This window comes from Moraxella caprae DSM 19149, assembly GCF_000426885.1.
Classification (GTDB): domain Bacteria; phylum Pseudomonadota; class Gammaproteobacteria; order Pseudomonadales; family Moraxellaceae; genus Moraxella; species Moraxella caprae.
Map to the genome: position 1 here is coordinate 1 of NZ_AUGF01000035.1, position 21,893 is coordinate 21,893.

17 protein-coding genes and 1 pseudogene are annotated in these 21,893 nt (G+C 44.0%); 6 read left to right on the forward strand and 12 right to left on the reverse strand.

Annotation, left to right across the window (positions count from 1 at the left end; genetic code table 11):
* Positions 1-307, forward strand: a pseudogene (locus K941_RS15400) (ISAs1 family transposase); the annotation flags it as partial.
* 67 nt (positions 308-374) lie between these two features.
* Here K941_RS15400 and K941_RS17345 read toward each other — a convergent pair.
* The 4 genes from K941_RS17345 to K941_RS0109305 all read right to left on the reverse strand — a co-directional run bounded on the left by K941_RS17345 (position 375) and on the right by K941_RS0109305 (position 3,335).
* Positions 375-527, reverse strand: a complete 153-nt coding sequence (locus K941_RS17345; RefSeq protein WP_167539597.1) for a hypothetical protein — start codon at positions 525-527, stop codon at positions 375-377.
* A 55-nt stretch (positions 528-582) separates the two neighbouring features.
* Positions 583-1,716, reverse strand: a complete 1,134-nt coding sequence (locus K941_RS0109290) for an NADH-dependent flavin oxidoreductase (RefSeq protein WP_036388033.1) — start codon at positions 1,714-1,716, stop codon at positions 583-585.
* Between the two features lie 162 nt (positions 1,717-1,878).
* Positions 1,879-2,874, reverse strand: a complete 996-nt coding sequence (locus K941_RS0109295) for an LLM class flavin-dependent oxidoreductase (RefSeq protein WP_029103401.1) — start codon at positions 2,872-2,874, stop codon at positions 1,879-1,881.
* Between the two features lie 134 nt (positions 2,875-3,008).
* The gene (locus tag K941_RS0109305; protein ID WP_029103402.1) at positions 3,009-3,335 is read right to left on the reverse strand and encodes an ArsR/SmtB family transcription factor; all 327 of its coding nucleotides are present in this window, start codon (positions 3,333-3,335) and stop codon (positions 3,009-3,011) included.
* A 121-nt stretch (positions 3,336-3,456) separates the two neighbouring features.
* On the opposite strand from K941_RS0109305, the gene K941_RS0109315 reads away from it, so the two are divergent.
* Positions 3,457-4,380, forward strand: a complete 924-nt coding sequence (locus K941_RS0109315) for a pseudouridine synthase (RefSeq protein WP_208854371.1) — start codon at positions 3,457-3,459, stop codon at positions 4,378-4,380.
* 49 nt (positions 4,381-4,429) lie between these two features.
* Here the strand turns inward: K941_RS0109315 and K941_RS0109320 are convergent, their stop codons facing one another.
* Positions 4,430-4,648: a hypothetical protein gene (locus K941_RS0109320; protein ID WP_156892320.1), complete on the reverse strand. Its 219-nt coding sequence runs from the start codon at positions 4,646-4,648 to the stop codon at positions 4,430-4,432.
* A 325-nt stretch (positions 4,649-4,973) separates the two neighbouring features.
* Here K941_RS0109320 and hemL point away from each other — a divergent pair, with 325 nt between their 5' ends.
* Both hemL and secA read left to right on the forward strand, forming a co-directional pair.
* Positions 4,974-6,263, forward strand: a complete 1,290-nt coding sequence (gene hemL, locus K941_RS0109325) for a glutamate-1-semialdehyde 2,1-aminomutase (RefSeq protein ID WP_029103405.1) — start codon at positions 4,974-4,976, stop codon at positions 6,261-6,263.
* 79 nt (positions 6,264-6,342) lie between these two features.
* On the forward strand, positions 6,343-9,231 hold the full coding sequence (gene secA, locus K941_RS0109330; RefSeq protein ID WP_029103406.1) for a preprotein translocase subunit SecA: 2,889 nt from the start codon (positions 6,343-6,345) through the stop codon (positions 9,229-9,231).
* A 56-nt stretch (positions 9,232-9,287) separates the two neighbouring features.
* Here secA and K941_RS0109335 read toward each other — a convergent pair whose 3' ends face one another.
* The 5 genes from K941_RS0109335 to K941_RS0109355 form a co-directional block, all read right to left on the reverse strand.
* Positions 9,288-10,397, reverse strand: coding sequence for a metallophosphoesterase (locus K941_RS0109335; RefSeq protein ID WP_029103407.1), 1,110 nt, complete (start codon positions 10,395-10,397; stop codon positions 9,288-9,290).
* Entirely contained in the window at positions 10,394-11,362 is a 969-nt protein-coding gene (locus K941_RS0109340; protein WP_036388035.1) for a YheT family hydrolase, read from the reverse strand. The genes K941_RS0109335 and K941_RS0109340 overlap by 4 nt, the downstream gene beginning before the upstream one ends.
* A gap of 101 nt (positions 11,363-11,463) precedes the next feature.
* A complete protein-coding gene (locus K941_RS0109345; RefSeq protein ID WP_029103409.1) occupies positions 11,464-16,260 on the reverse strand; it encodes a RecQ family ATP-dependent DNA helicase in 4,797 nt (1,598 codons plus the stop codon).
* A gap of 83 nt (positions 16,261-16,343) precedes the next feature.
* Positions 16,344-16,991: a J domain-containing protein gene (locus K941_RS16460; protein WP_029103410.1), complete on the reverse strand. Its 648-nt coding sequence runs from the start codon at positions 16,989-16,991 to the stop codon at positions 16,344-16,346.
* Positions 16,988-18,919, reverse strand: a complete 1,932-nt coding sequence (locus K941_RS0109355; RefSeq protein ID WP_029103411.1) for an ABC-F family ATP-binding cassette domain-containing protein — start codon at positions 18,917-18,919, stop codon at positions 16,988-16,990. Before K941_RS0109355 ends, K941_RS16460 begins: the two co-directional genes overlap by 4 nt.
* A gap of 113 nt (positions 18,920-19,032) precedes the next feature.
* Between K941_RS0109355 and erpA the strand changes: the two genes are divergently transcribed.
* A complete protein-coding gene (gene erpA, locus K941_RS0109360; RefSeq protein ID WP_029103412.1) occupies positions 19,033-19,365 on the forward strand; it encodes an iron-sulfur cluster insertion protein ErpA in 333 nt (110 codons plus the stop codon).
* A 74-nt stretch (positions 19,366-19,439) separates the two neighbouring features.
* Here erpA and K941_RS0109365 read toward each other — a convergent pair whose 3' ends face one another.
* Positions 19,440-20,189 (reverse strand): DUF2939 domain-containing protein, encoded by a 750-nt coding sequence (locus tag K941_RS0109365; RefSeq protein ID WP_029103413.1) that lies wholly within the window; start codon positions 20,187-20,189, stop codon positions 19,440-19,442.
* Between the two features lie 90 nt (positions 20,190-20,279).
* Between K941_RS0109365 and dnaJ the strand changes: the two genes are divergently transcribed.
* Positions 20,280-21,476 (forward strand): molecular chaperone DnaJ, encoded by a 1,197-nt coding sequence (dnaJ, locus tag K941_RS0109370; RefSeq protein WP_029103414.1) that lies wholly within the window; start codon positions 20,280-20,282, stop codon positions 21,474-21,476.
* A 183-nt stretch (positions 21,477-21,659) separates the two neighbouring features.
* Here dnaJ and K941_RS17525 read toward each other — a convergent pair.
* Positions 21,660-21,893: integrase core domain-containing protein (locus K941_RS17525; RefSeq protein ID WP_036388037.1), on the reverse strand; the 234-nt coding region annotated here is incomplete at its 5' end.

The window sequence follows — 21,893 nt, forward strand, 5'->3', positions numbered from 1 at the left end:
CCTAACCTCCCTGACAGATGTTAATATGATTGCTGATGCCATTTGTAACCATTGGTCTATTGAAAACAGTCAGCATTGGGTGTTAGATGTTATCTTTAGTGAAGATGACCAAAAAAGTCTTGAACGTCATGAAAAAGCAAATAAAGCATTACTGACTCGTACCGCATTAAACTTAATTCGAGCCAATGGGGATGCTAAACTCTCTGTGAAACGCAGTAAAATGAGAGCTTCACAGGATAAGTCTTATCTTGAACAGTTGTTGTTTGGTAAGGGGTGGTGCGATTGTTCTGGAAGTAATGATTGTTGATTTTAAAGTGATTTAATCAGCTCTTGTATTCCAAGACCTGATTAAATCGTCAAAAGATTTGGGTAATCTAAATCTTACACGCACCACCTTCACAGCCGTCATCATTGTCGCCATCAAATCCGCCGACCACGCTCACGTCCGCCAAATTGCCAAGCATGGCATCAAAGTCCAGCTCATCAAGGTTTAAATCGTCCAAATCAATCGCTTGTGGGTTTGTCATGGGTGTCTCCGAAAAGTAAAAGATTGGATTGGCGAATCATTTCGCCCTTATTTGATTATATATCCAAAGGTTGCCATTCTTTACCCTTTAATGGCGGTAGATAGGCAAGCCCTTTTTGCTGATACGCCCAAAGCTGGTTTGGGATTTTGTAGATGTCGTTACGCTCGGGGTCGATGTGCGTGGCGATTTTGTCGGTGTCGCCTGTCTTTAATAGTGTGGCAAAATTGGGATTTATCATGACCGCCTTACCCACCGCCACAAACTGGGCCCAGCCTGTATCATACGCACGCACCACGTCATCGGCAGAGAGCAGACAACCCACGCCAATGAGCGGTAACTTGCCACCAATGCGGGCATGGAGCTGTTCTATGCGAGTCAAATTGGTGTCCGCCCCACGTCTTGCCTTTTTATAAAAATCCCACAACGAGACGTGCAAATATTGCAAAGGCTCATCCACCAAAGCATCCATCAAATCAAACGTGTCCGCCATCGTCAAACCATCATCGCCTGCTTCTTCTGGTGAAAAGCGATAGCCAACGATAAATTCTGCCTTGTTGTGTTTGGCTTTTGTTTCATTGACCGTTTTGATGACGGCTTTGGGGAAACGCAAGCGGTTCTCCAAGCTCCCACCCCATTCATCATCTCGCTTGTTGGTTTGGGGCGAGAAAAACTGCTGAATAAGATAATTATTCGCCCCATGAATCTCCACGCCATCAAACCCTGCTCGTATGGCAAGGTCGGTCGCCACGCCAAAGCCTGTGATGACTGCCTGTATCTCGTCCACGCTCATGGCTCGGGCGGACTGTTTGCCGCTGTCCATGTCAGACGGAGCGATAACTTCGCCAAACTGGGCAAGCGACTGATAACCGCCATGATGAATTTGCAAAATCGCTTTTGTACCACCTTTTTTGATGATATTGGCGGTTTTGGTCAGGCTTGCCAAATGACTCTCATTATAAGCAGACGGTTGTCCGACAAAGGCTTTACCGCTTGGGTGCACCAAAGTCGCCGCCGTGATAAATAAGCCAAAATCGTCCGACCGCCCTGTCAAAAACGCCCGCTCTTCATCGGACAGTGTGCCGTCAGGGTTGGACGCATAGTGGGTCATTGGGGCTACGACAAGGCGGTTTTTGATTTCTACGCCATTATTTAGGGTAAACGGGGTAAAAAGTGGGGTGGTGTCAGTCATAATTTTTCTCTTTTAAAATAAAATGGTTAATTGATAAATTGGTGTTTTTAAATTAAACGGTAGGGGCGAATCACAGTCGTCCTTGTAACATGTATTGGGTTCTTTATCCAAATACACTCTATAAAATGAAAAACTAGTTTTGTAGGAAGTTTATTTAAAACATCAACCTTTTACCACATCAGCAAGTAGCTCATACGAGCGAGCTTGTTTGTCTTTGTCATAAATATAGCTGACCGCCATAAATTCATCGGCATTGACTTGGCTTTGTAATTGCTCTAACTGAAATTTGACCGTCTGTGGCGAGCCAATCACGCTACATGCCGTCATGCTCTTTGCCATAGATAGAATATGCGGTGGAATACGACTCTCGATGTCAGGGGCAGGCGGTTTCATGCCTGAGCGTTCGCCTGTTACCACATTTAAGAAAAACTGCAAACTGGTGGTAGAAAGGAGCTTCGCTTCGCTGTCGGTATCAGCGACAATGGCGTTTAGTCCAACGATGACTTTGGGTTTGTCAAGCACGTCAGACGGTTTAAATTCCCTGCGGTAAATCTCCACCGCCTGCACCAAAAACCGTGGGGCAAAATGAGACGCAAAGGCATAAGGCAAACCAAGCTCTGCCGCCAAATACGCACTCTCAGGGCTAGAACCCAAGATATACAGTGGCACGTTTAGCCCTTTGGCAGGATAGGCTCGCACTTTGTCGCTGTTGTCATCGCCAAAATAAAACTGCAACTCTTTGATATCACTAGGAAAACTCATCGCAAAATCGTCCTGATGACGGCGAATGGCTCGGGCGGTGGCAGGGTCAGTACCAGGGGCTCGCCCAAGCCCCAAATCCACACGGTTAGGATATAGGCTTGCCAGCGTGCCATACTGCTCGGCAACGACAAAGGGCGAATGATTGGGGAGCATGACACCGCCCGACCCGACTCGGATTGTGCTTGTCTTGTCAAGCACACGCTGGATTAAAAGGCTTGTGGCGGAGCTTGCCAGATAGGGCATATTGTGGTGTTCGGCAATCCAGTAGCGAGTGTAGCCTGTGCGTTCGGCAAGCTGTGCCAAGTCCACAAGGTTGTCAATCGCTTGGTTAAAAGTCTCGCCGTCTCGTAAGGGGGCTAGATTTAAAATAGATAGCTCAGTTGTGGTTTGGGTCATGGTTTTTCTCGCTTTTACATTTATAAAAATTTAGATATGTTTTGGCAAAATTTTTGGGGCTATTTGATTAAATGGATAGGTAGGGGCAAATCACATTCGCCCAATTATCAACACACCGCAAAAGGCAAATTATTTTAATCAGACAACCTGCCAATCTCATCACGCACTTGGCGGATAAAGTTGTCCACACCGCTTGGGCAGTAGCGGTAATACGTCCATTTGCCAAGGCGTTTGCTCTCTATTAGCCCTGTTTGTTGTAGACTACCTAGATAACTTGAAATCACCGACTGGGCAAGCCCTGATTTGTCGGCAATCACACCCACACAAATCCCACCGTCAAAACCCGTTTCGCCACAGCGTAAAGCGTCCGCCCCAAAATGCGTGGCAGGGTCTTTGAGCCACAACAAAATCTGATAGCGGACATCGTTGGCAAGCACTTTAAAAATGTCGGTGGATTTCATGAATACAGATAAGCTAAAAATAATATATCATTATATCTATAAATTTAGATATGTCAAGCTCATCACACTATCATAAATATGATAAAATGGCGTCAAGATAACGTAATCAAAAAAACACACCATGCCCCACACCACACCGCCCATGAAAGACGGCATTTCTCCAAGTCGTCTTTATTTAGAAAAATTAAACAATACTCCCGAGAGTCTACTGGCGTTTTTATGCCAAAAATTCCCCCATATCAGCCCTGATGAGTGGCAGGCACGCTTTGAGAGTGGCGATGTTTGGGGAGATATTTCAGATAAGATGACAGGCGGTGTTACCCCTTTGACGGCAGAGACACCTTATGTGCATGGGCGAACGATTTATTATTATCGGACGCTACAAGATGAGATTTTCGTGCCGTTTGATTATCAGATTCTCTTTGAAAATGATGAGTTCATGGTGGCGGATAAACCCCATTTTTTGGCGGTAACGCCATCGGGCAGTTATGTCAAACAGACCCTGCTTGCTCGCCTAAAAGCCGATACGGGCAATGCCGATTTGTCCCCCATTCACAGGCTAGACAGAGAGACGGCAGGGCTGATACTCATCAGTAAAAATGTCGCCACACGCCATCAGTATCAAGCTTTATTTGCCCATCATGCCATCACCAAGGTATATCACGCCATCGCCACTGTTAATCATAACTTAACAATGACGACAGATGTTCGCTTGCATTTGGAGCGTGGCGAGCCGTTTTATGTCATGCGTGTTAATGCTGACAAACCTGCCAATACCCACACGCACATTGATATTTTGGCGGTCAAAGGCGACCTTGCCAAATACGAGCTTCGCCCCACGACGGGCAAACTTCATCAGTTAAGAGTTCATCTAAACCATCTTGGCATACCCATCTGTCATGACCCTTATTATCCATCAGTCCGTCACAAACCCAAAGATGACTTTACCAATCCTTTGCAACTACTTGCCAAACACCTTGTATTTAACGACCCCATCACAGGGGAGCGGTGGGAATTTACATCAAAGCAAAATCTGGCTTTATAAAAAACCCTGCGACTGGGCAGGGTTTTGGGGTAGATTTATTGGCGTTAAATCACCAAAATAAAAAACTTACCCCAAGCAAAATAAGTAGCACGCATTGGAGTGTCAAAAAGGTTTGGTGTTTTTTTAAAAACGCCACAAGGGGCGAGTCTTGCTCTTTGTCGTCCATATTTTGGACGGTCAGGGTGTCAAGCTCTTGCTTGGTGGGGTGTTTGTTGTTCATGGGGGTAACTGATTTCTTATTGACAAAATCATTGGGGCTCATGCTCATGACCATGTCAAATCTCCGTGGTGCTGATGTTTGCTTTTTGCTCAATTTATTGTAATTTTATGTAAATAAATATTACGATAAATATTTTTTGTGTTATTTGTTGTACTATTATATCGGTTTTTTTGAAAAATTTAAATAAAAAATAGCATTTTTGTGTAAAATTCATCAGTATTTTTGTAAATTTCTATTTTTAACAAAACGAATGAATATTTCCAATCTCTTACCAAACATCCATTAAGCAAAATCAAATCAGACAGTCACGCCAAAAAATGATAAAATAGGCTGATTTATTCATTTTCTTTTTATTAATAATATAGGAACTGCCATGACACTTACCGCCGACCAAGTCTTATTTGAAAAAGCCAAACGCCACATTCCGGGGGGCGTAAACTCGCCCGTGCGTGCCTTTGCAGGGGTGGGCGGTACGCCTGTGTTCGTGAGCCGTGCCAAGGGTGCGTATATGTACGACACCGAAGGGCGTGAGTATATTGACTACGTTGGCTCATGGGGGCCCATGATTTTGGGACATGCTCACCCCAAGGTCATCGATGCGGTAAAGCTCGCCTGTGATGACGGCTTGTCCTTTGGAGCTCCCACGCCCTTTGAGACGACGATGGCGGATTTGATTGCCGATATTATTCCACACATTGAGCTCATTCGCATGGTGTCATCAGGCACAGAGGCGACCATGAGTGCCATTCGTCTGGCTCGTGGCTACACAGGGCGAGACAAGATTGTCAAATTTGAAGGGTGCTATCATGGGCATTCAGATAGCCTACTTGTCAAGGCAGGTTCTGGCATGCTAGACATTGGCGAGCCGACATCTAAGGGCGTGCCTGCTGATTTTGCCAAGCACACCGTAACTTTGCCTTATAATGATATTGATGCGTTGCAATCCGCCTTTGATAAATTTGGCGATGAATTTGCGTGCGTGATTTTAGAGCCGATAGCGGGCAATATGAACATGGTTATCCCAAGCCAAGAGTTTCATAATACGTTGCGGGAGCTTTGCACCAAGCACGGGGCGGTGTTGATTTTTGATGAAGTGATGACGGGCTTTCGTGTGGGACTGCGTGGAGCAAGCCACCATTTTGGCATTACCCCCGACCTTAGCACCTTTGGCAAAATCATCGGAGCGGGCTTGCCTGTGGGAGCATTTGGTGGTAAGCGTGAGATTATGGAATGCATCGCTCCTTTGGGCGGTGTGTACCAAGCAGGGACATTGTCTGGCAATCCCCTAGCCATGCGTGCAGGTAAAGCGATGTTTGATGAATTAACTCGTCCGAATTTTTATGAAGAATTGACCGCCAAAACCGCCAAACTGGTAAACGGCTTACAAGCACTGGCAGGCAAACACGGCATAGATTTTGCAAGCTGTCATGTGGGCGGTATGTTCGGGCTGTTTTTTGCCAAAGAATTGCCCAAAAACTTTAATGACGTGGCATGCGCCGACACCAAACGCTTTAACCAGTTTTTCCATGCCATGCTAAAACAGGGCATATACCTTGCTCCGTCTGCCTTTGAAGCGTCCTTTATGTCCATCGCCCATACCGATGACGACATTGAGCGGACACTTGTGTGTGCGGATAAGGCATTTGGTGAGCTGATTGGTTGATTTTTTAAAATTGACTACCATATAATTTGATTGTATTGCTGTTATAAAATATTTTGCCCTGTGCAATTTGGAAAAAACCATGCTAACAAAAGCCATCAGTGCTGTATTCGGCACCAAAAACGAACGTGAATTAAAGCGTATGCAAAGGCAGGTGGACAAGATTAACGCCCTTGAACCCACAATCTCAGCACTGTCTGATGATGAGCTACGCCAAAAAACCGATGAGTTTAAAAGCCGTCACGCCAATGGTGAGAGTCTTGATAAGCTCTTGCCCGAGGCGTTTGCCGTGTGCCGTGAAGCGTCCAAACGTGTGAACGGCATGAGACACTATGACGTCCAGCTCATCGGTGGCATGACCTTGCACGAGGGTAAGATTGCCGAGATGAAAACGGGCGAGGGTAAGACCCTAATGGCAACCCTTGCCATGTACCTAAACGCCATCAGTGGCAAGGGCGTGCATGTCGTAACCGTGAACGACTATCTGGCAGGGCGTGATGCTGAGCTAAACCGTGGGCTGTTTAGTTTCTTGGGGCTGACGGTGGGCGTGATTTATAGCCAACAGCCCCCCCATGAGAAATTTGAGGCTTATCGTGCCGACATCACTTATGGCACCAATAACGAATACGGTTTTGATTATCTGCGTGATAACATGGTGTTTAGCAAAGATGAGAAAAAACAGCGTCCGCTCAATTACTGTATCATCGATGAGATTGACAGTATTTTGATTGATGAGGCTCGGACACCGCTCATCATCTCAGGGCAAGCCGAGGACTCGGCTCATCTGTATGCCTTGATTAATAACATCATTCCCCGCCTAAAAAAATCCGACAACGAAGAGGATAATAAAAATAACGTGGCGGAGGATTTTTGGATTGATGAGAAAAACCGAGCCATTGAGATTAGCGAAAAGGGCTATGAGAAAATTGAGAAATTCTTGATAGAAGTGGGCGAGCTTGGCGAAAACGAAAGCCTATACAGTCCTGCTCGCTTACCCCTACTGGCTCATGTGCAGGCGGCGATTAGGGCTCATCATCTGTTTATTAAAAACGTGCATTATATCATCTCTGATGATAATGAGATTGTCATTGTGGACGAAAACACGGGGCGTACCATGCCGGGCAGACGATGGAGCGAGGGGCTACACCAAGCGGTAGAAGCCAAAGAGGGTGTGGAGATTCAAGCCGAAAACCAAACCATGGCAACCACCACGTTCCAAAACTATTTTCGTCTGTATGACAAGCTCTCTGGCATGACAGGGACAGCAGATACCGAAGCGACGGAGTTTAAATCGACTTATGACATTGATGTGGTGATTATCCCAACGCACCGTCCGATTGCTCGTGTGGATTTAAACGACCAAATTTTCTTATCCAAATTGGGCAAATATCAAGGGATTATCCGTGAGATTCGCCAAATCACTGCCAAAGGAGCCCCTGTACTGGTCGGTACGGCAACCATTGAGGCAAGTGAGGAGCTGTCGTATTTGCTTGACCAAGCTGGCATTAAACACAACGTCCTAAACGCCAAACAGCACGAACGAGAAGCCGAAATCATCGCCCAAGCAGGCAGACCGTCTGCGGTAACCATTGCCACCAACATGGCAGGACGTGGTACGGATATTATCCTAGGCGGTAACTGGCAGGCGGAGATAGAGGATTTGGACGCACTCACTGATGCCCAAAAGAGCGAGTTACAAAGCCAATGGCAAGCTCGCAACGAAGCGGTTAAAGCGGCAGGGGGTCTGCACATCATCGGCTCTGAACGCCACGAATCACGCCGTATCGATAACCAGCTTCGTGGGCGTGCAGGGCGACAAGGCGACCCCGGTCAGTCTCGCTTTTTCTTGTCATTAGAAGATGACTTGATGCGGATTTTTGCAGGCGACCGTGTGGTGTCGATGATGCGTGCCATGGGGCTAAAAGAGGATGAAGCGATTGAGCATAAAATGGTGTCTCGCTCGATTGAGAACGCACAGGGCAAGGTAGAAGCTCGTGATTTTGACGCTCGTAAAAGCCTGCTAAAATATGATGATGTCGCTAACGAACAGCGTAAGGTCATCTATGGACAGCGTGATGATTTGCTAGAAGAGGTTGATTTACAAGAGTCCATCAAAGCCATGCACCATGAGGTGTATAACGCCCTTATCACGCAGTTTGTACCAGAGGGTTCGATCGATGACCAGTGGAACATTGACGGGCTAGAAGATGAGATTGAGGACGCTTTTGGCTATTATATGCCGATTAATGATTGGCTAGATGCTGACCGCCGTCTTGATGAAGAGGGCTTGCGTGCTAAGATTATTGATTTTGCCATCGCTCATTATCAGAAAAAACGTGAGTCTATGGGCGAGCAAAACGCTGCCAGATTGGAGCGTGATTTTATGCTCCGTAACCTTGATCGCCATTGGAAAGAGCATTTGACCCAAATGGATCAGCTCCGTAAAGGTATTCATTTGCGTAGCTACGCCCAAAAGAATCCTGAGCAAGAGTACAAGCGTGAATCTTTTGATTTGTTCCAGTCCATGCTTGGGGCGATTAAATCAGACGTGGTGCAGGACTTGGCACGGGTGCATATCGCTACCCCAGAAGAGATTGCCCAAATGGAAGAAGAGCGTCGCCGTCAAGCCGAGATGATGCGACTGCATTTTGAGCATAATGACATGGGGCTAGAAGGCGAGATTGTCACCGATGAGAGTCGCCCACGAGCCACCCAAAACGTTCAGCGTATCACGGTCAGTCTGGGCGGTGTGGCATCCATGCCAAATCTTTCGCCAAACGGTCATGTCAATACCAACACTAATACCAACGCCAATACTGGCACTGACACCAACCAAAGCATGGCAGATGTGAGCGATACCACAGCCCCCCAAAGCATCGATGATGTCTTTATCCCTGCCAATATCAACCGTAACGCTCCCTGCCCCTGCGGTAGTGGCTTAAAGTATAAGCAATGTCATGGTAAGATTTAGCATTTAAAAACATAACCATCAAAAAAAGGGCGTCATGCCCTTTTTATTTTAAACTCTCACTTGCCACGCATGTCAATTATCCATACTTCTGCTTGTGAGCCTAAGCGAAACGGCACGCCCCAAAAGCCATAGCCTGATGAGACCACCACATGCGTGCCGTTGATTTTTTCGTGTCCGTATGCCACACGGTTGATGGCTTTAACGATAAAATTGGCAGGGAAAACTTGTCCGTTGTGGGTATGCCCTGATACTTGTAGGTCTATGGGTAGCTGTACATTTTGGACAATCTCGCTTGGTCTGTGGTCAAGCAATATCACAGGATAGCGAGTATCCACGCCACGCATGAGCTCGTGCGTGGGCAGGCGGTCGGCGTAATGGTCATCATATCGCCCGATAATCGTCATCGGCACGTCATTGATAATAAACATCTGAGCGGTGTCATCAAGCAGTATCGCTCCGCTATCACGCACCGCCTGTACGATGGCATGGCGTTCTTTGGCGTTATACAGGTCGTGATTGCCAAGGCTTGCGATGAGATTGCCATTGACTGATTTGACCAAATTGTCAAAAGCGGTGTGCATTTTTTCGCCATGATAAACGTGCGTGTCATCATCCATAATGTCGCCCGGCATGAGCAGTACGTCTGCTTTTTCACGTTTTAAAATGTCTGCCAAACGGTTAAGCTGGCGACTGCCGACCAAATAACCCAAATGCGTGTCGCTTGCCACAGCGACCCTGACAGGATTCATCGGTTTGTCAATCTGTATGGATAGATGTCGCACCACAGGCGTGTAAGCATTATAAACGGATAAACCCACCAACCCAATAAAGCTTGCCACGCCAAAGGCACGCACCATCACCCCATCTACCCCGCCCATGATAGTACCAAAAGATGAGATGTGTTTTATGGCAATTACAAGCAGTGTGGTCATGATGATACTTAGCACACCAAGCCACAGCACCGCCATATAACCCATACCAAAGCGGAACATGCCCACAAACAGCGTAACCAAAAACAAATGCGTGATGACAAACATACCCACAAACACCGCCGTTTTGGCATTGGGTAGATAAGGTTTGATAAGCCAAAATATGCCCTTTGCTCCGATGTAGGTCAACAGCTCAATGAGTAAAATCGTTGTGGCTAGAAAGAAAAGTCGTCTCATTGTCCCACCCCAAAAAACCCCATCACCTGCCGACCAATAAAGCCCGTATCAAACGAGCGAGTGCGATAATCGTAATCCAAAAACCCAATATGCCCACCATATCTTGTATCCAGCAGACGCACATCATCAGACACGTCCGAGCGTTCGGCAGTTACGCCCAAAAATGGGTCGTCTTGGGCTGTGATGATGAGCGTAGGTTTGTTGATGTGGATAAGAAAAGGCAAGGCAGACGACTGGCGATAATAGTCGTTTTTGGAGCGAAAACCATGACGGGGAGCGGTAAAAACATTGTCAAAATCGCCCAAACGTTTGGCGGATTTAAGAACATTCATCTCATCGGTGGTGAGATGGTTGTCTAGGGCTTTTTTAATGATGGGGTTTAGCAGGTATGGCGTGTAAATGTGTCGCCCCAAAAGTTGCTCCATAGCCACTGAACTGCTTGCCAAATCCACAGGAGCGGATACCACCACCGCACGCTGACAAATCACGTCTGTGCCATATTCGCCCATGTATTTGGCAAGGGCATTGCCCCCAAGAGACACACCAACAGCATAGATGTGGGCAAATTCGTTTTGTAAATGGGTCAAATTATGATGAATCTCGCCAGTATCCCCTGCGTTATAAAATACCTTGCCTGAGACCGCCACACCGCCACACGAGCGAAAATGAGCGACCACAAAATGACAATTTGCCCCGTGTACTGCAAAAGCGAGCGACTTGGCATAATGGCTTTGGCTTGACCCTTCCATGCCGTGAAATAGCACGATGAGTGGTTTTTGGTATTTGCCGTCCACCTTGACATCGTCAGTCAGTAGGTAATCAAACGCCACATCGCTTTCATTCAAAGAATCTTTGATGAGCTTGCGTGTATAATTGGGCGTGTATTTGACGATGTAGCGGGGCAAAATGGTTTGTAGGTGGGGATTTTTAAGCCAAATGGGTGGGTGAAAGGTGGTTGTCATCATATTAATAATAGCTGATTAATAAAGTAACTATTTTAGTACAAATGTAATGATTTTTCAATGTAAAATAAATTAAAGATTTGTATAAAATTAATTGCTTAACATCAATAACTTTGTAAATAAATAATTGGTAAAATAACACGATATTCTTTTTGGGTATTTTTATCATACCATAAAACAATAAAATTTATTTCACTACCAATCATTTGATAGCCTTTATTAAAATAAATTTCCAATTTTTCTTTAAATTTTTTTGAAAAATAAAATAAAGGTTTTTGGTTGTGTATTATGCTCACTCTATTGGCAGATAAAATATCGCCAGCGTTTAATATTTTGATCATCTCTTGATTTTCCTTAAAACTGCCCAAATTCACATCTTTATGTGTTAAATAAAGTGCCAAATGTTTGGCTTGTTTTTCTGTATGTGTATAATCTTCTATATCAATCATTTGACATAAGTCAAACACAGCTTTTTGATTGCTTAAAATACTTAAATGCTGTTTGGCACGAGAAAAAGCGACATATAATACCCTTTTTTCATCGTCTGTTTGGTATTTAGGATTATTCAAATGCACAAAAACGCTGTCGTATTCTCGTCCTTTGGCTTTGTGAATGGTAGAAACAAAAATACCGTCTATTTCTACTTGATAAAAGTCTTCTAATCTTGATTCTTCTATAAAAATACGCCAATCTGACACATATTTTTGATTGGGATTTGCCAATTCAAAAGCATTGATTAAATTGTTTAGTAAAAATAGATTTTTACTGTTTTTGCAACGCTCGTTATTGGTTTTTTCTTTGGCGGATTGCCAAGTGGCATCATCAATTAAAGATTGATGTTCTGCAATCTTTAAATAATGGTCAAATACCCGTACTTCTAATAAATCTTTTACCTTAAATCCGTCATTGGACTGCACCAATTTACACGGTAAATTGTGCTGTCTTAATTGTCCTGCAATATAAATCGCTTCTTCATTGGTTTGGGTTAATATGCCAATACTGCCACCCAGCAAGATTTTTTGCTTTACCTGTTCTATTAAATAAGGCATAACGTCGCCAGAATAATGCACGCCTTTTACCTGTTCTTGTTCTGGATTAATGGTAATAATTTCTTCGGTTTTTAGGCGGTTATTGATATGTTTGGCAAAATGATTGCAAAAATCCACAATATATTTTTGACTTCTATAATTATAAGTTAAATAATGGCGCGTCGCCCCCATATTGCACAACCGCCCCATATAATCAGGACTTGCCCCCATAAAAGTATAAATGGTTTGGTCATCATCACCCACCGCAATCACTCTCATTTCTTCATTTTTTGCCATCAAAGTTTGAATTAACTCAAATTGGGTTTTATTCATATCTTGGGCTTCATCAATAACCAACACCAACTTGGCAATACGACTTTCTTCTACTTCGCCCTTGTTAATTTTATCAATCGCTTGTTCAATGATTTTATCGGCGTCTTTCAAATCACCAACCCGTCCCAATAAATCAAAACAATAAGAATGAAAAGTCTTTATTTCAATAAATCGTCCTGCATTACCTAAAAGCTCCACCAAACGCGATTTAAACTCTATGGCGGCGGCACGAGAAAAGGTGAGCATTAATAATTGCTCGTATTTAATATCTTCCATTTGATAAAGACTTGCCAATTTATGCACCAGCACCCTTGTTTTACCACTGCCTGCGGTTGCAAATACCACCATATGCTGACTTTGATTGTCATTAATAATGGCTAATTGCTCGCTTGATAGATTACCAAACCACTCATTAAAGCGTTGTTCGGTCATATTTTTATTTAAAACATCGCTGTTTTTAAAATAGGTTTTTAAAAACTTTTGATACTCTTGGCTAAAATAATCATTGACAAGTTTTAGGGCGGATTCTTGATTTTCGGTCATTAAACTGGCATATTTACCGACAATATGAATTTGCTCACGGCGAGTTTCATAATAATGATAGAGTTTTTTATAATCGTCTTTGGTGTATTGTTTTCTATTATCCATTTCTAGGCGTGTTAAATGTAGCCGTTGATACATCACCAAAAATCCACCGTCAATTTTAATCAATCCCATTCTGGCAATATAAAATAAAGCATCTTCTAACTCATCAAAGCTAATTTTGGATTTTTGACCATTATAAAAAGCCGATTGTAATTCTCCCAATGAAAAATCAACGGGCAAAGTCTCATTACTTTTATCGCCATTTTTATCGCTTTTTTCTTTATTTTGTGCTTGTGCCAGTTGATATAAATAACCTGCAAGCCAAATGGCTTTTTCTTTTTTATTTTGCATAAAAGCCAAAATATCATCATAAGAATGATTTAGCTTATAATTGATTTCTTGATAAGACTCTTCAGCTCGTTTTATCCAGTTTTTTATTTTCCAAAAAGTAAGTAAAGATTTAATGGTTTTTGGACTGATTTTATCATGATGATATTGATTGGCAAATTGATGGTTGAGTGCTTTTAGGCTTGTGCATAACACCCCTTCGCCCAGTTGAAATTGTTCCAATAATAAACACTCAATGTCATACAATTCATTGATTTTATTAACAATCGGATAACTTCGGCTATTTTTGGGAATATAGGCTTGCAAATCTTGTTGGTCGGCTAAGATTTCTTCTTTTCTCATTAAAGTAATGAGTTTGACGACTTTTTCGGTTTGTAATCCCAAAACATCAGCAATATAATCCACTCGGGATTCTGCTTGTTCATCGGTTAATTGCCTTTGACTTCTTTGTGAAAAGAGTTTTTTGATAATACGAATGGCGGTTTGTTTATCATCAAAAGCAATTAAAGTAGAATTGTTGATTTTTTCAATGGCGGTTTGGGCATTGGGCGACAAAATACTATTGGCAAAAACTTTTGGCATATTTTGCCCACGTTTGATATAGCCAGATTCTTCTAAGGCGTTAATCGCAGTGGTAACACGCGTTTCTATGTCATTAATTTCATCATTCCAACCTGCTTGGCGGGCAATTTCTAAGGCGGAAATGGACATCGCTTTATTTTTGGCAAACTTTTCTTTTAAGGCACGCCATATTTGCCCGATTTCTTTTTGTGATATTTTGGTTTGATTTAATAAAATAAAATGCTTATCCAAATCATCATTGGAAAATAACACATAGCATTTGGCTTGTATATTTTCATCTCGTCCTGCACGTCCTGCTTCTTGCACATAATTTTCCAAAGAATCGGATATTTCAAAATGCACCACCAAGCCCACATCTTTTTTATCTACGCCCATTCCAAATGCAGAAGTTGCCACCATTATTTGCGTTTCGCCTGTGATAAAGCTATTTTGATTAAATATCTTTAATTCGCTGTCCATTTTGCCGTGATAGGGCAAGGCATTAAATCCATCTTGGGATAATTGCGTGGCAATATCGGTGGTTTTTTTGGTGCGAGACACATAAATAATTGTTGGGCAGTTATAAATTTGAATCAGTTCTCGCAGTGTTTGGTATTTTTGTTCTTCATTATTTTGGGGAATAACTTGATATTGCAAATTTTTTCTTTCAACACTTGCCGAAAATAACTTTAATTCCAAATCCAAATGTTCTTTAAAATACTGTTTAATGTCAAGAATGACTTGTGGTTTTGCCGTAGCGGTAAAACAAGAAACAGGAATATTAAGACCCACCATTTTTTGACTTTGAATGCGGTTAATAAATTCGCCAATATACAAATAATCCACCCGAAAATCTTGCCCCCACGCCGAAAAACAATGGGCTTCGTCAATCACAAAACGAGCCACCGTACGACTTAAAATTAAACTTTCAATGGTGCGAGAACGCAAACTTTCAGGCGAAATGTATAATAAGCTTGCCGTGCCGTCTTTAATGCGTTCTATGGCTTTTTGGCGTTCTATGGGGTCAAGCAGTCCATTAATGGTAACCGCTTCGGTAATGCCACGACTTTCTAAATTATCCACTTGGTCTTTCATTAAAGATTGCAAGGGCGAAATAATAACCGTCAAGCCTTTTTTATTTTCTCCAGCCATTAATGCAGGGATTTGAAAGGTAATGGACTTGCCACCACCTGTGGGAAATACCGCCAATAAAGAATCGACATGAATCGCAGACTGTACCGCCTGTGCTTGCAATGGTTTATTGTCATAACTTCTAAAATCATCATAACCAAAATATTTACCCAGTGCTTTTTTGGCATTTAATTTATCATCACAATAAACACAGGGTTTATGACAAGGCGTGGCACGAAGTTCATTAAAAATATAATCAATTTCTGGGTGTTTATATAACACCCAGCTTGGGCTAATAGAATGGCGTTCATCACAATCAATGAGTGCCAAAACATAACACAGCCCAATCGGATATTTGTGAATAAATTCATTTAAAATAGAATGTTCACAAATTTTATGGTTAAAATGTGCTTTAATGAGTTTAAGAAGTGATGGGCATTCTTTTTCAAATTGAACCATTTTAAAAAACGCAGCAAATCCTGCTTTATCTTTTAATAACTGATAAAAGATGATTTTTAAATTTTCTGATAATTGATTAAAAGCAGTAATTTCTTTTTCTAAAAGCTCTTTTGTAATCATACAATCATTTAAAGGATTGTTGGAGTTTTCAAAATCCGTTTTATAATCTTTATCTAGGGCGTGATACGGTCTTTTTGGAAATAATAAGGCAGACAAGCAGAGCGTATCAATAATGTCTGTGGCATTTTTATTAATGCTTTGTAAATCAGCTTTGATATAAGCATAGTCGTGATTTAAAAAATTATGCCCACAAATAAAATCTGCGTCTTTTATTTGGCTGATAATTTCACTAATTTTACTGGTGTGTAGATTTTTATCGGCAAAAACTGCCCCAATGTCCATCATCTTTTTGGCATGGGTGTCAATTTCTAGGTCAAGGTAGGCAATGTGAGGCATGGGGTTTGGGTGCTGATGAATTTGGTTTAGTTTATAAAATTTTTGGGTAAAAATCCAGTCATCAGCACTTTTCTATCAATATATTAATTGGCAATCCGTATCACAAACCATACCCCCACACCCCCAATCGTGAGCTTGATTTGTGAGCCGTCTGTCAGACCCTGCGGGAGTGTGGTGCGAACGGTGCGACCTTGATGAGTAAAGACAATCTGTCCGCCCTGCTGACTAAGCTTCCTACTGATGACGAGCGTGGGTAGAGTGTCTTTGGGGGGTTTGCTCGCTTCTTTGGCAGTTTGGGCGATGATGGTTTGGGCTTTGGCAAGTAGGGCTTTGGCGTTTTTAAAAATGCCCTTATCCGCTTGCCAATCTCTTTGTAATTCGTGGATACGTTTTTCGGAAAAGTTGGCAAATCTTTGGGCGTTTGTTTCAAATTTTTGCAAATTTGCCATAACAGTGGGCGATTTTTGGATTTCTTGGTTGATTTTTTGGGTCAATTTGCCCACCGCACTAAAATAGACGGCGTGATACACGTCATATTCGGCACGTTTTTTGGGGTCTTTTAGGGTGGCGTAGGCTTCGTTTATTAGTACGATTTGTCCGCTTTCGCCTGCACGGTCGGGGTGGTGGCGTTTGGCAAGCTGACGGTAGGCGTGCTTGATGTCGTCCGTGCTAGCGGATTTTGGCACGCCTAAAATGGCATAATAATCGTGTTTGGGGGGCTGTTTTTTCACGACAAAGCATTCTCCAACGTTTCAAGTTCGTCCATTTTTAACAGTAGATTCTCTTCGATGTCCGCCACCTGTTTTTGCCATTCGCTTTGTTTGGCAAATAGATTTAGCAATTTATCCTTATTGTCATCATCGTACAGACTTTGGTCGGATAAGGCGTGTTCAATCTCGCCAAGCTCGCTGGTGAGTTTATCTAGCTCTTTTTCGAGTTTTTCAATCTCTTTACGAAGTGGGGCGGTTTTTTGGCGGTTTTCGGCATTTTTTTTGCGAATCTCTTCTTTGGTTGGGGTGGGTTTGTCGCTGACGGACGTGGTGGTGTCGGCTTTGGTCTCTTTATTTTCTGCCTTGTTTTGGGCGACTTTGGCAAGGCGAGCCTGTCTTAGGTGCTCAGCATAGTCCGCCATGTCGCCTGTAAATTCGTCCGCTCGTCCGTCCGCCACCAGCATGAGATTGTCGCAGACGTTCATCACCAAATCCCTATCGTGCGAGACTAGGATTAACGCCCCCTCAAAGTTTTGTAGGGCGAGCATGAGAGCGTTACGCATGGATAGGTCAAGGTGGTTGGTCGGCTCGTCCAGCACCAGCACGTTGGGGCGTTCCCAGACGATGAGAGCGAGGGTTAGCCGTGCTTTTTCGCCCCCAGAAAACAGACGGCAAGGTGTGTCAATTTTATCGCCACGAAAATTAAAACTGCCCAAAAACGCCCGCAAATCCGCGTCCGATGTCGTGCCAGCCAGTCGCCTAAGCAAAATGAGCGGGGTGGCAGATTCGTCCAATGCGTCCATTTGGTGCTGATTAAAATAGCCAAGCATGAGATTATCAGACGCTCGGTGCGTGCCTGAAAGTAGCGGTAAATCGCCCACAAGTGCCTTAATCAGTGTACTTTTGCCTGCCCCATTTGCCCCAAGCACGCCAAGCCGTGTGTCGGGCGTGATTTGCAAATTGACCTTATTTATCAAGGGCTTATCATAGCCGATAGACGCATTATCTAGGCTGATAAGTGGCGATGATAAGGCGGTAGGCGGATAAAACGCAAAACTAAACTCGCTGTCCGCCATGACGGGAGCGATGTCGGTCATGCTGGCAAGCTGTTTGGCACGGCTTTGGGCTTGTTTGGCTTTGGTGGCTTTTGCCCCAAAACGGCGAATGAAGTTTTCTAGGTGGGCTTTGACGGCTTGCTGGCGTTCGTAGGCTTGGGCTTGCTGAGCTAAGCGTTCGGCACGAGTGCGGATAAACTGGCTATAATTGCCTGTATAAAGGGTGATTGTGCCGTGTTCGATGTGGGCGATGTGCGTACAAATGGTATCCATAAAGGCTTGGTCGTGACTGATGACGATGATGAGACCGCTAAATTTACCAAGCCAATCTTCGAGCCACAAAATCGCGTCCAAATCCAAATGGTTGGTCGGCTCATCAAGGAGCAGTACGTCTGCTCGGTGCATGAGCGTGCGAGCTAGGTTTAATCGCATACGCCAACCGCCCGAAAACTCACGCACCATACGGGTATGTTCATGCTCGCCAAATCCTAGCCCTGACAAAATCTGACTTGCCTTAGACGGTGTGCGATAGCCGTCTATCTCATCAAACCTTTGGTAAATGGGGGCGATGTCATGCTCGGATAAGGCGGATTGGTTTTGGATTTTGTCGTTAAGACGATACCATTCGTCATCGCCTGATAATACATAGTCTAGGGCGGTCATGTCGCTGGCGTGGACTTCTTGTGCCATGTGGGCGATTTGCCAGTTTTTTGGCATGGACACACTGCCCACGTCCGTGCCATGCTCGCCTAAGAGTGTGGCGAACAGCGTGGATTTGCCCGTGCCGTTGTTGCCAGCAAGTCCGATAGTTTGACCTTGATGAAGTTGTAGATTGACCCCGCTAAACAGCAGGCGACCGTCTCGGCGGACGGCGACTTGGGAGAGTTCTATCATGGTTTTTTGTGCAAATTATAAAATTATCCATTATACCTTGTATCGCTAAAATTTGGGCTTATTATGGTATAATTATTCCTAAGAATTGTAAAAATTTTAAAAAGAGAAAAACCATGCAAAATGTCATGACCCTAACCGACAATGCCGCCAAAAAATTACAAAAACTAAAAGATGCCGAAGGCAATCATGAGCTGATGCTTCGGGTCTATGTCACAGGCGGTGGCTGTTTGGGTTTTTCCTACGGCTTTGATTTTGCCGATGAGCTAGACGATGATGATGCCACCTTTGACAATGGCGATGCCACGCTCGTGGTGGACAGTCTTAGCTATCAGTATCTACACGGCTCAACGATTGACTATATCGAAGGGCTTGAAGGTTCTCGCTTTGTCGTGGACAATCCCAATGCCACGACTACCTGTGGCTGTGGCTCGTCTTTTTCGATTTAGTTTGAGGATTTTTGGATTGGTAGCAATCAAACCGTCTTAATGGCGGTTTTGTTTTGCACGTTCAGTCTGACAAATCAAGGCAATACAATATTAACTATCTGCCAGTCTAGCACTTGATGGCGGTGCATGATGATGGTATAGGGCTTATCTTTGATGGTGGTGGCAACTTCAAAGCAGTTGATACCACAGTACGACAGCTTGGGCTGGGTCGGCTGCCCGATGTTATCGCTTGCCTTGGTAGCGATGGCGGTTTTTTGATTATTGATGGCGATGTTCATGTCGCCTGTGCTGATGTAGTCGGTGAGCAGTCGTTCGGTATCAACATAACCGCCAAACAAGGCAATGCCCACAAGCATGGGTTCGCTCTCGGGCTGAACGTCGCCTTGGGCAAGCCGAGTTAGATTCTCAGGGGTAATGCCCTTATCCACGGCAGTATTGATAAAGCTGTGGGCGATGGTGTTAAGCTTGGCACCATCTAGCCCAAGCAGTCCACCAAAGAGTGACAAACCCTGCACCACGTCGTTAGAGCCGAGCCAGTTATCGGCTTTGGTGATAAGCTGATGTTTTAGGTTTGGGCGTAGTGTCTCAAAGTCTATACTGTGAATAATGGGGGCGTAGTCGCCATTGTCATAAGCGTTTTTTAGGGTGTAGAGCTTATAATAGGGCGAGCCTGCCACGATGACAAGGGCGATGATGACAAGTGCCAAGAGCAGTTTGGTGATTTTCATAAACACATGATGATAATAGGGATGATGTGGGGTATTTTGCCATAAATTTTTGAAAATTGGTAAAAAATCACACCAATCACGCTTGATAAATGGCATAAAAGCACCATAAATAGGCAAGTTTTTTATTTTTGCAAATCGTGACCTTTTTGGGTCGCCTAAGTAGCCAAAAACCAATCAGGACAACACATGAGTAAAGATTTTTATACCATTTTGGGCGTGGACAAGTCGGCAGACGATAAAGAGATTAAAAAAGCCTACCGCCGTCTTGCGATGAAATATCACCCCGACAAAAATCCAGACGACCCAAGTGCCGAAGAAAAGTTTAAAGAAGCGACGATGGCGTATGAAGTGCTGTCGGATGCCCAAAAACGTGCCACTTATGACCGCATGGGACACAGTGCCTTTGAGCAGGGCATGAACAACGGTGGTTTTGGCAATGCTGGCGGATTTAGTGCCGATGACCTAAACGACATCTTTGGCAGTTTCTTTGGCGGTGGGGCTCGTGGTGGCTTTAGTGGTGGTGGCGGTTTTGGCGACATCTTTGGTGATATGTTTGGCAACTCTCGTGGCTCTTCTCGTGCTAGCAAAGGAGCGGATTTGCTCTACCAAATCAGTCTCACCCTAGAAGAAGCGGTAGCTGGCTGTAAAAAAGAAATCACATACAGCACGAGCGTTCACTGTGAGACCTGCGATGGTAAAGGGGCAAAGTCTGCCAGCGATGTCGTCAGCTGTCCTACCTGTGGCGGACATGGTCAGGTGCGTGTCCAACAGGGCTTTTTTGTCATGCAGCAAACCTGCCCTGACTGCCGTGGCACTGGCAAAAAAATCAAAAACCCCTGCCCCAACTGCCATGGCGAAGGCAAACAGCACAAATCTCAGACCCTAGAAGTCTCCATCCCTGCTGGCGTGGATAATGGCGACCGTGTCCGCCTATCAGGTAAGGGCGAAGCGGGCGACAGTGGCATGCCAAATGGTGACTTGTATGTTGAGATTCATGTCAAACCGCACGACATCTTTACCAGAAATGGGGCGGATTTGCACCTTGATATTCCTGTCAATATCGCCACCGCCGCACTTGGCGATGAAGTAGAAATCCCCACGTTGGGCGGTGGTCGCCTAAAAATCAAAGTTGCCGAAGGCACCCAAAGTGGCAAAGTGTTGCGTGTGCGTGGCAAGGGTGTCACGACCGTGCGTGGTGGCATGCAGGGCGACTTGCTGTGCAAAATCATCGTTGAGACACCCACCAATTTGACTGGCGAACAAAAATCCTTGCTCGAACAATTCGCCAAAACCCTAAATGGCGACAACGGAGCAAGTGCCAAGAAAAAAGGGTTTTTTGACAAAATCAAAGATGAAGTTAAAGACATTTTTGATCAAACCTAACTTTTCAAACAAAACACGGTAAAATTTTACCGTGTTTTTATTTTTGGTGGTAGCCTAAAAAGTATGCCAAACTAGGTTTTCCGTTCGCTCTGAGCCATGCCTACGGGTCGCAAAACCGTTATGAGCAGGCAATAGTTTTCCCTTGTAGCATGCTTTTGAGCCAAAATCTTATTTGTAAGAAACTCACCCGTTATTTACACTTTGTTTAAAATAAAACTCCAACCACTCATAAGGAGTAAAAGTTAAAGTTTTTCCTGTAATCTCATCTTTCTTGGTTAAAGATGAATGTGGTCTAACAGTGTTGTAGAAATTAAGAAATCTGGTTAATTCTTGCTTTCTGTGTTCACTGCTGACAAACTCATATTGATTATGCCAAAGCTCCATCAATGTTCGTATGACCCGTTCAGCTTTGCCGTT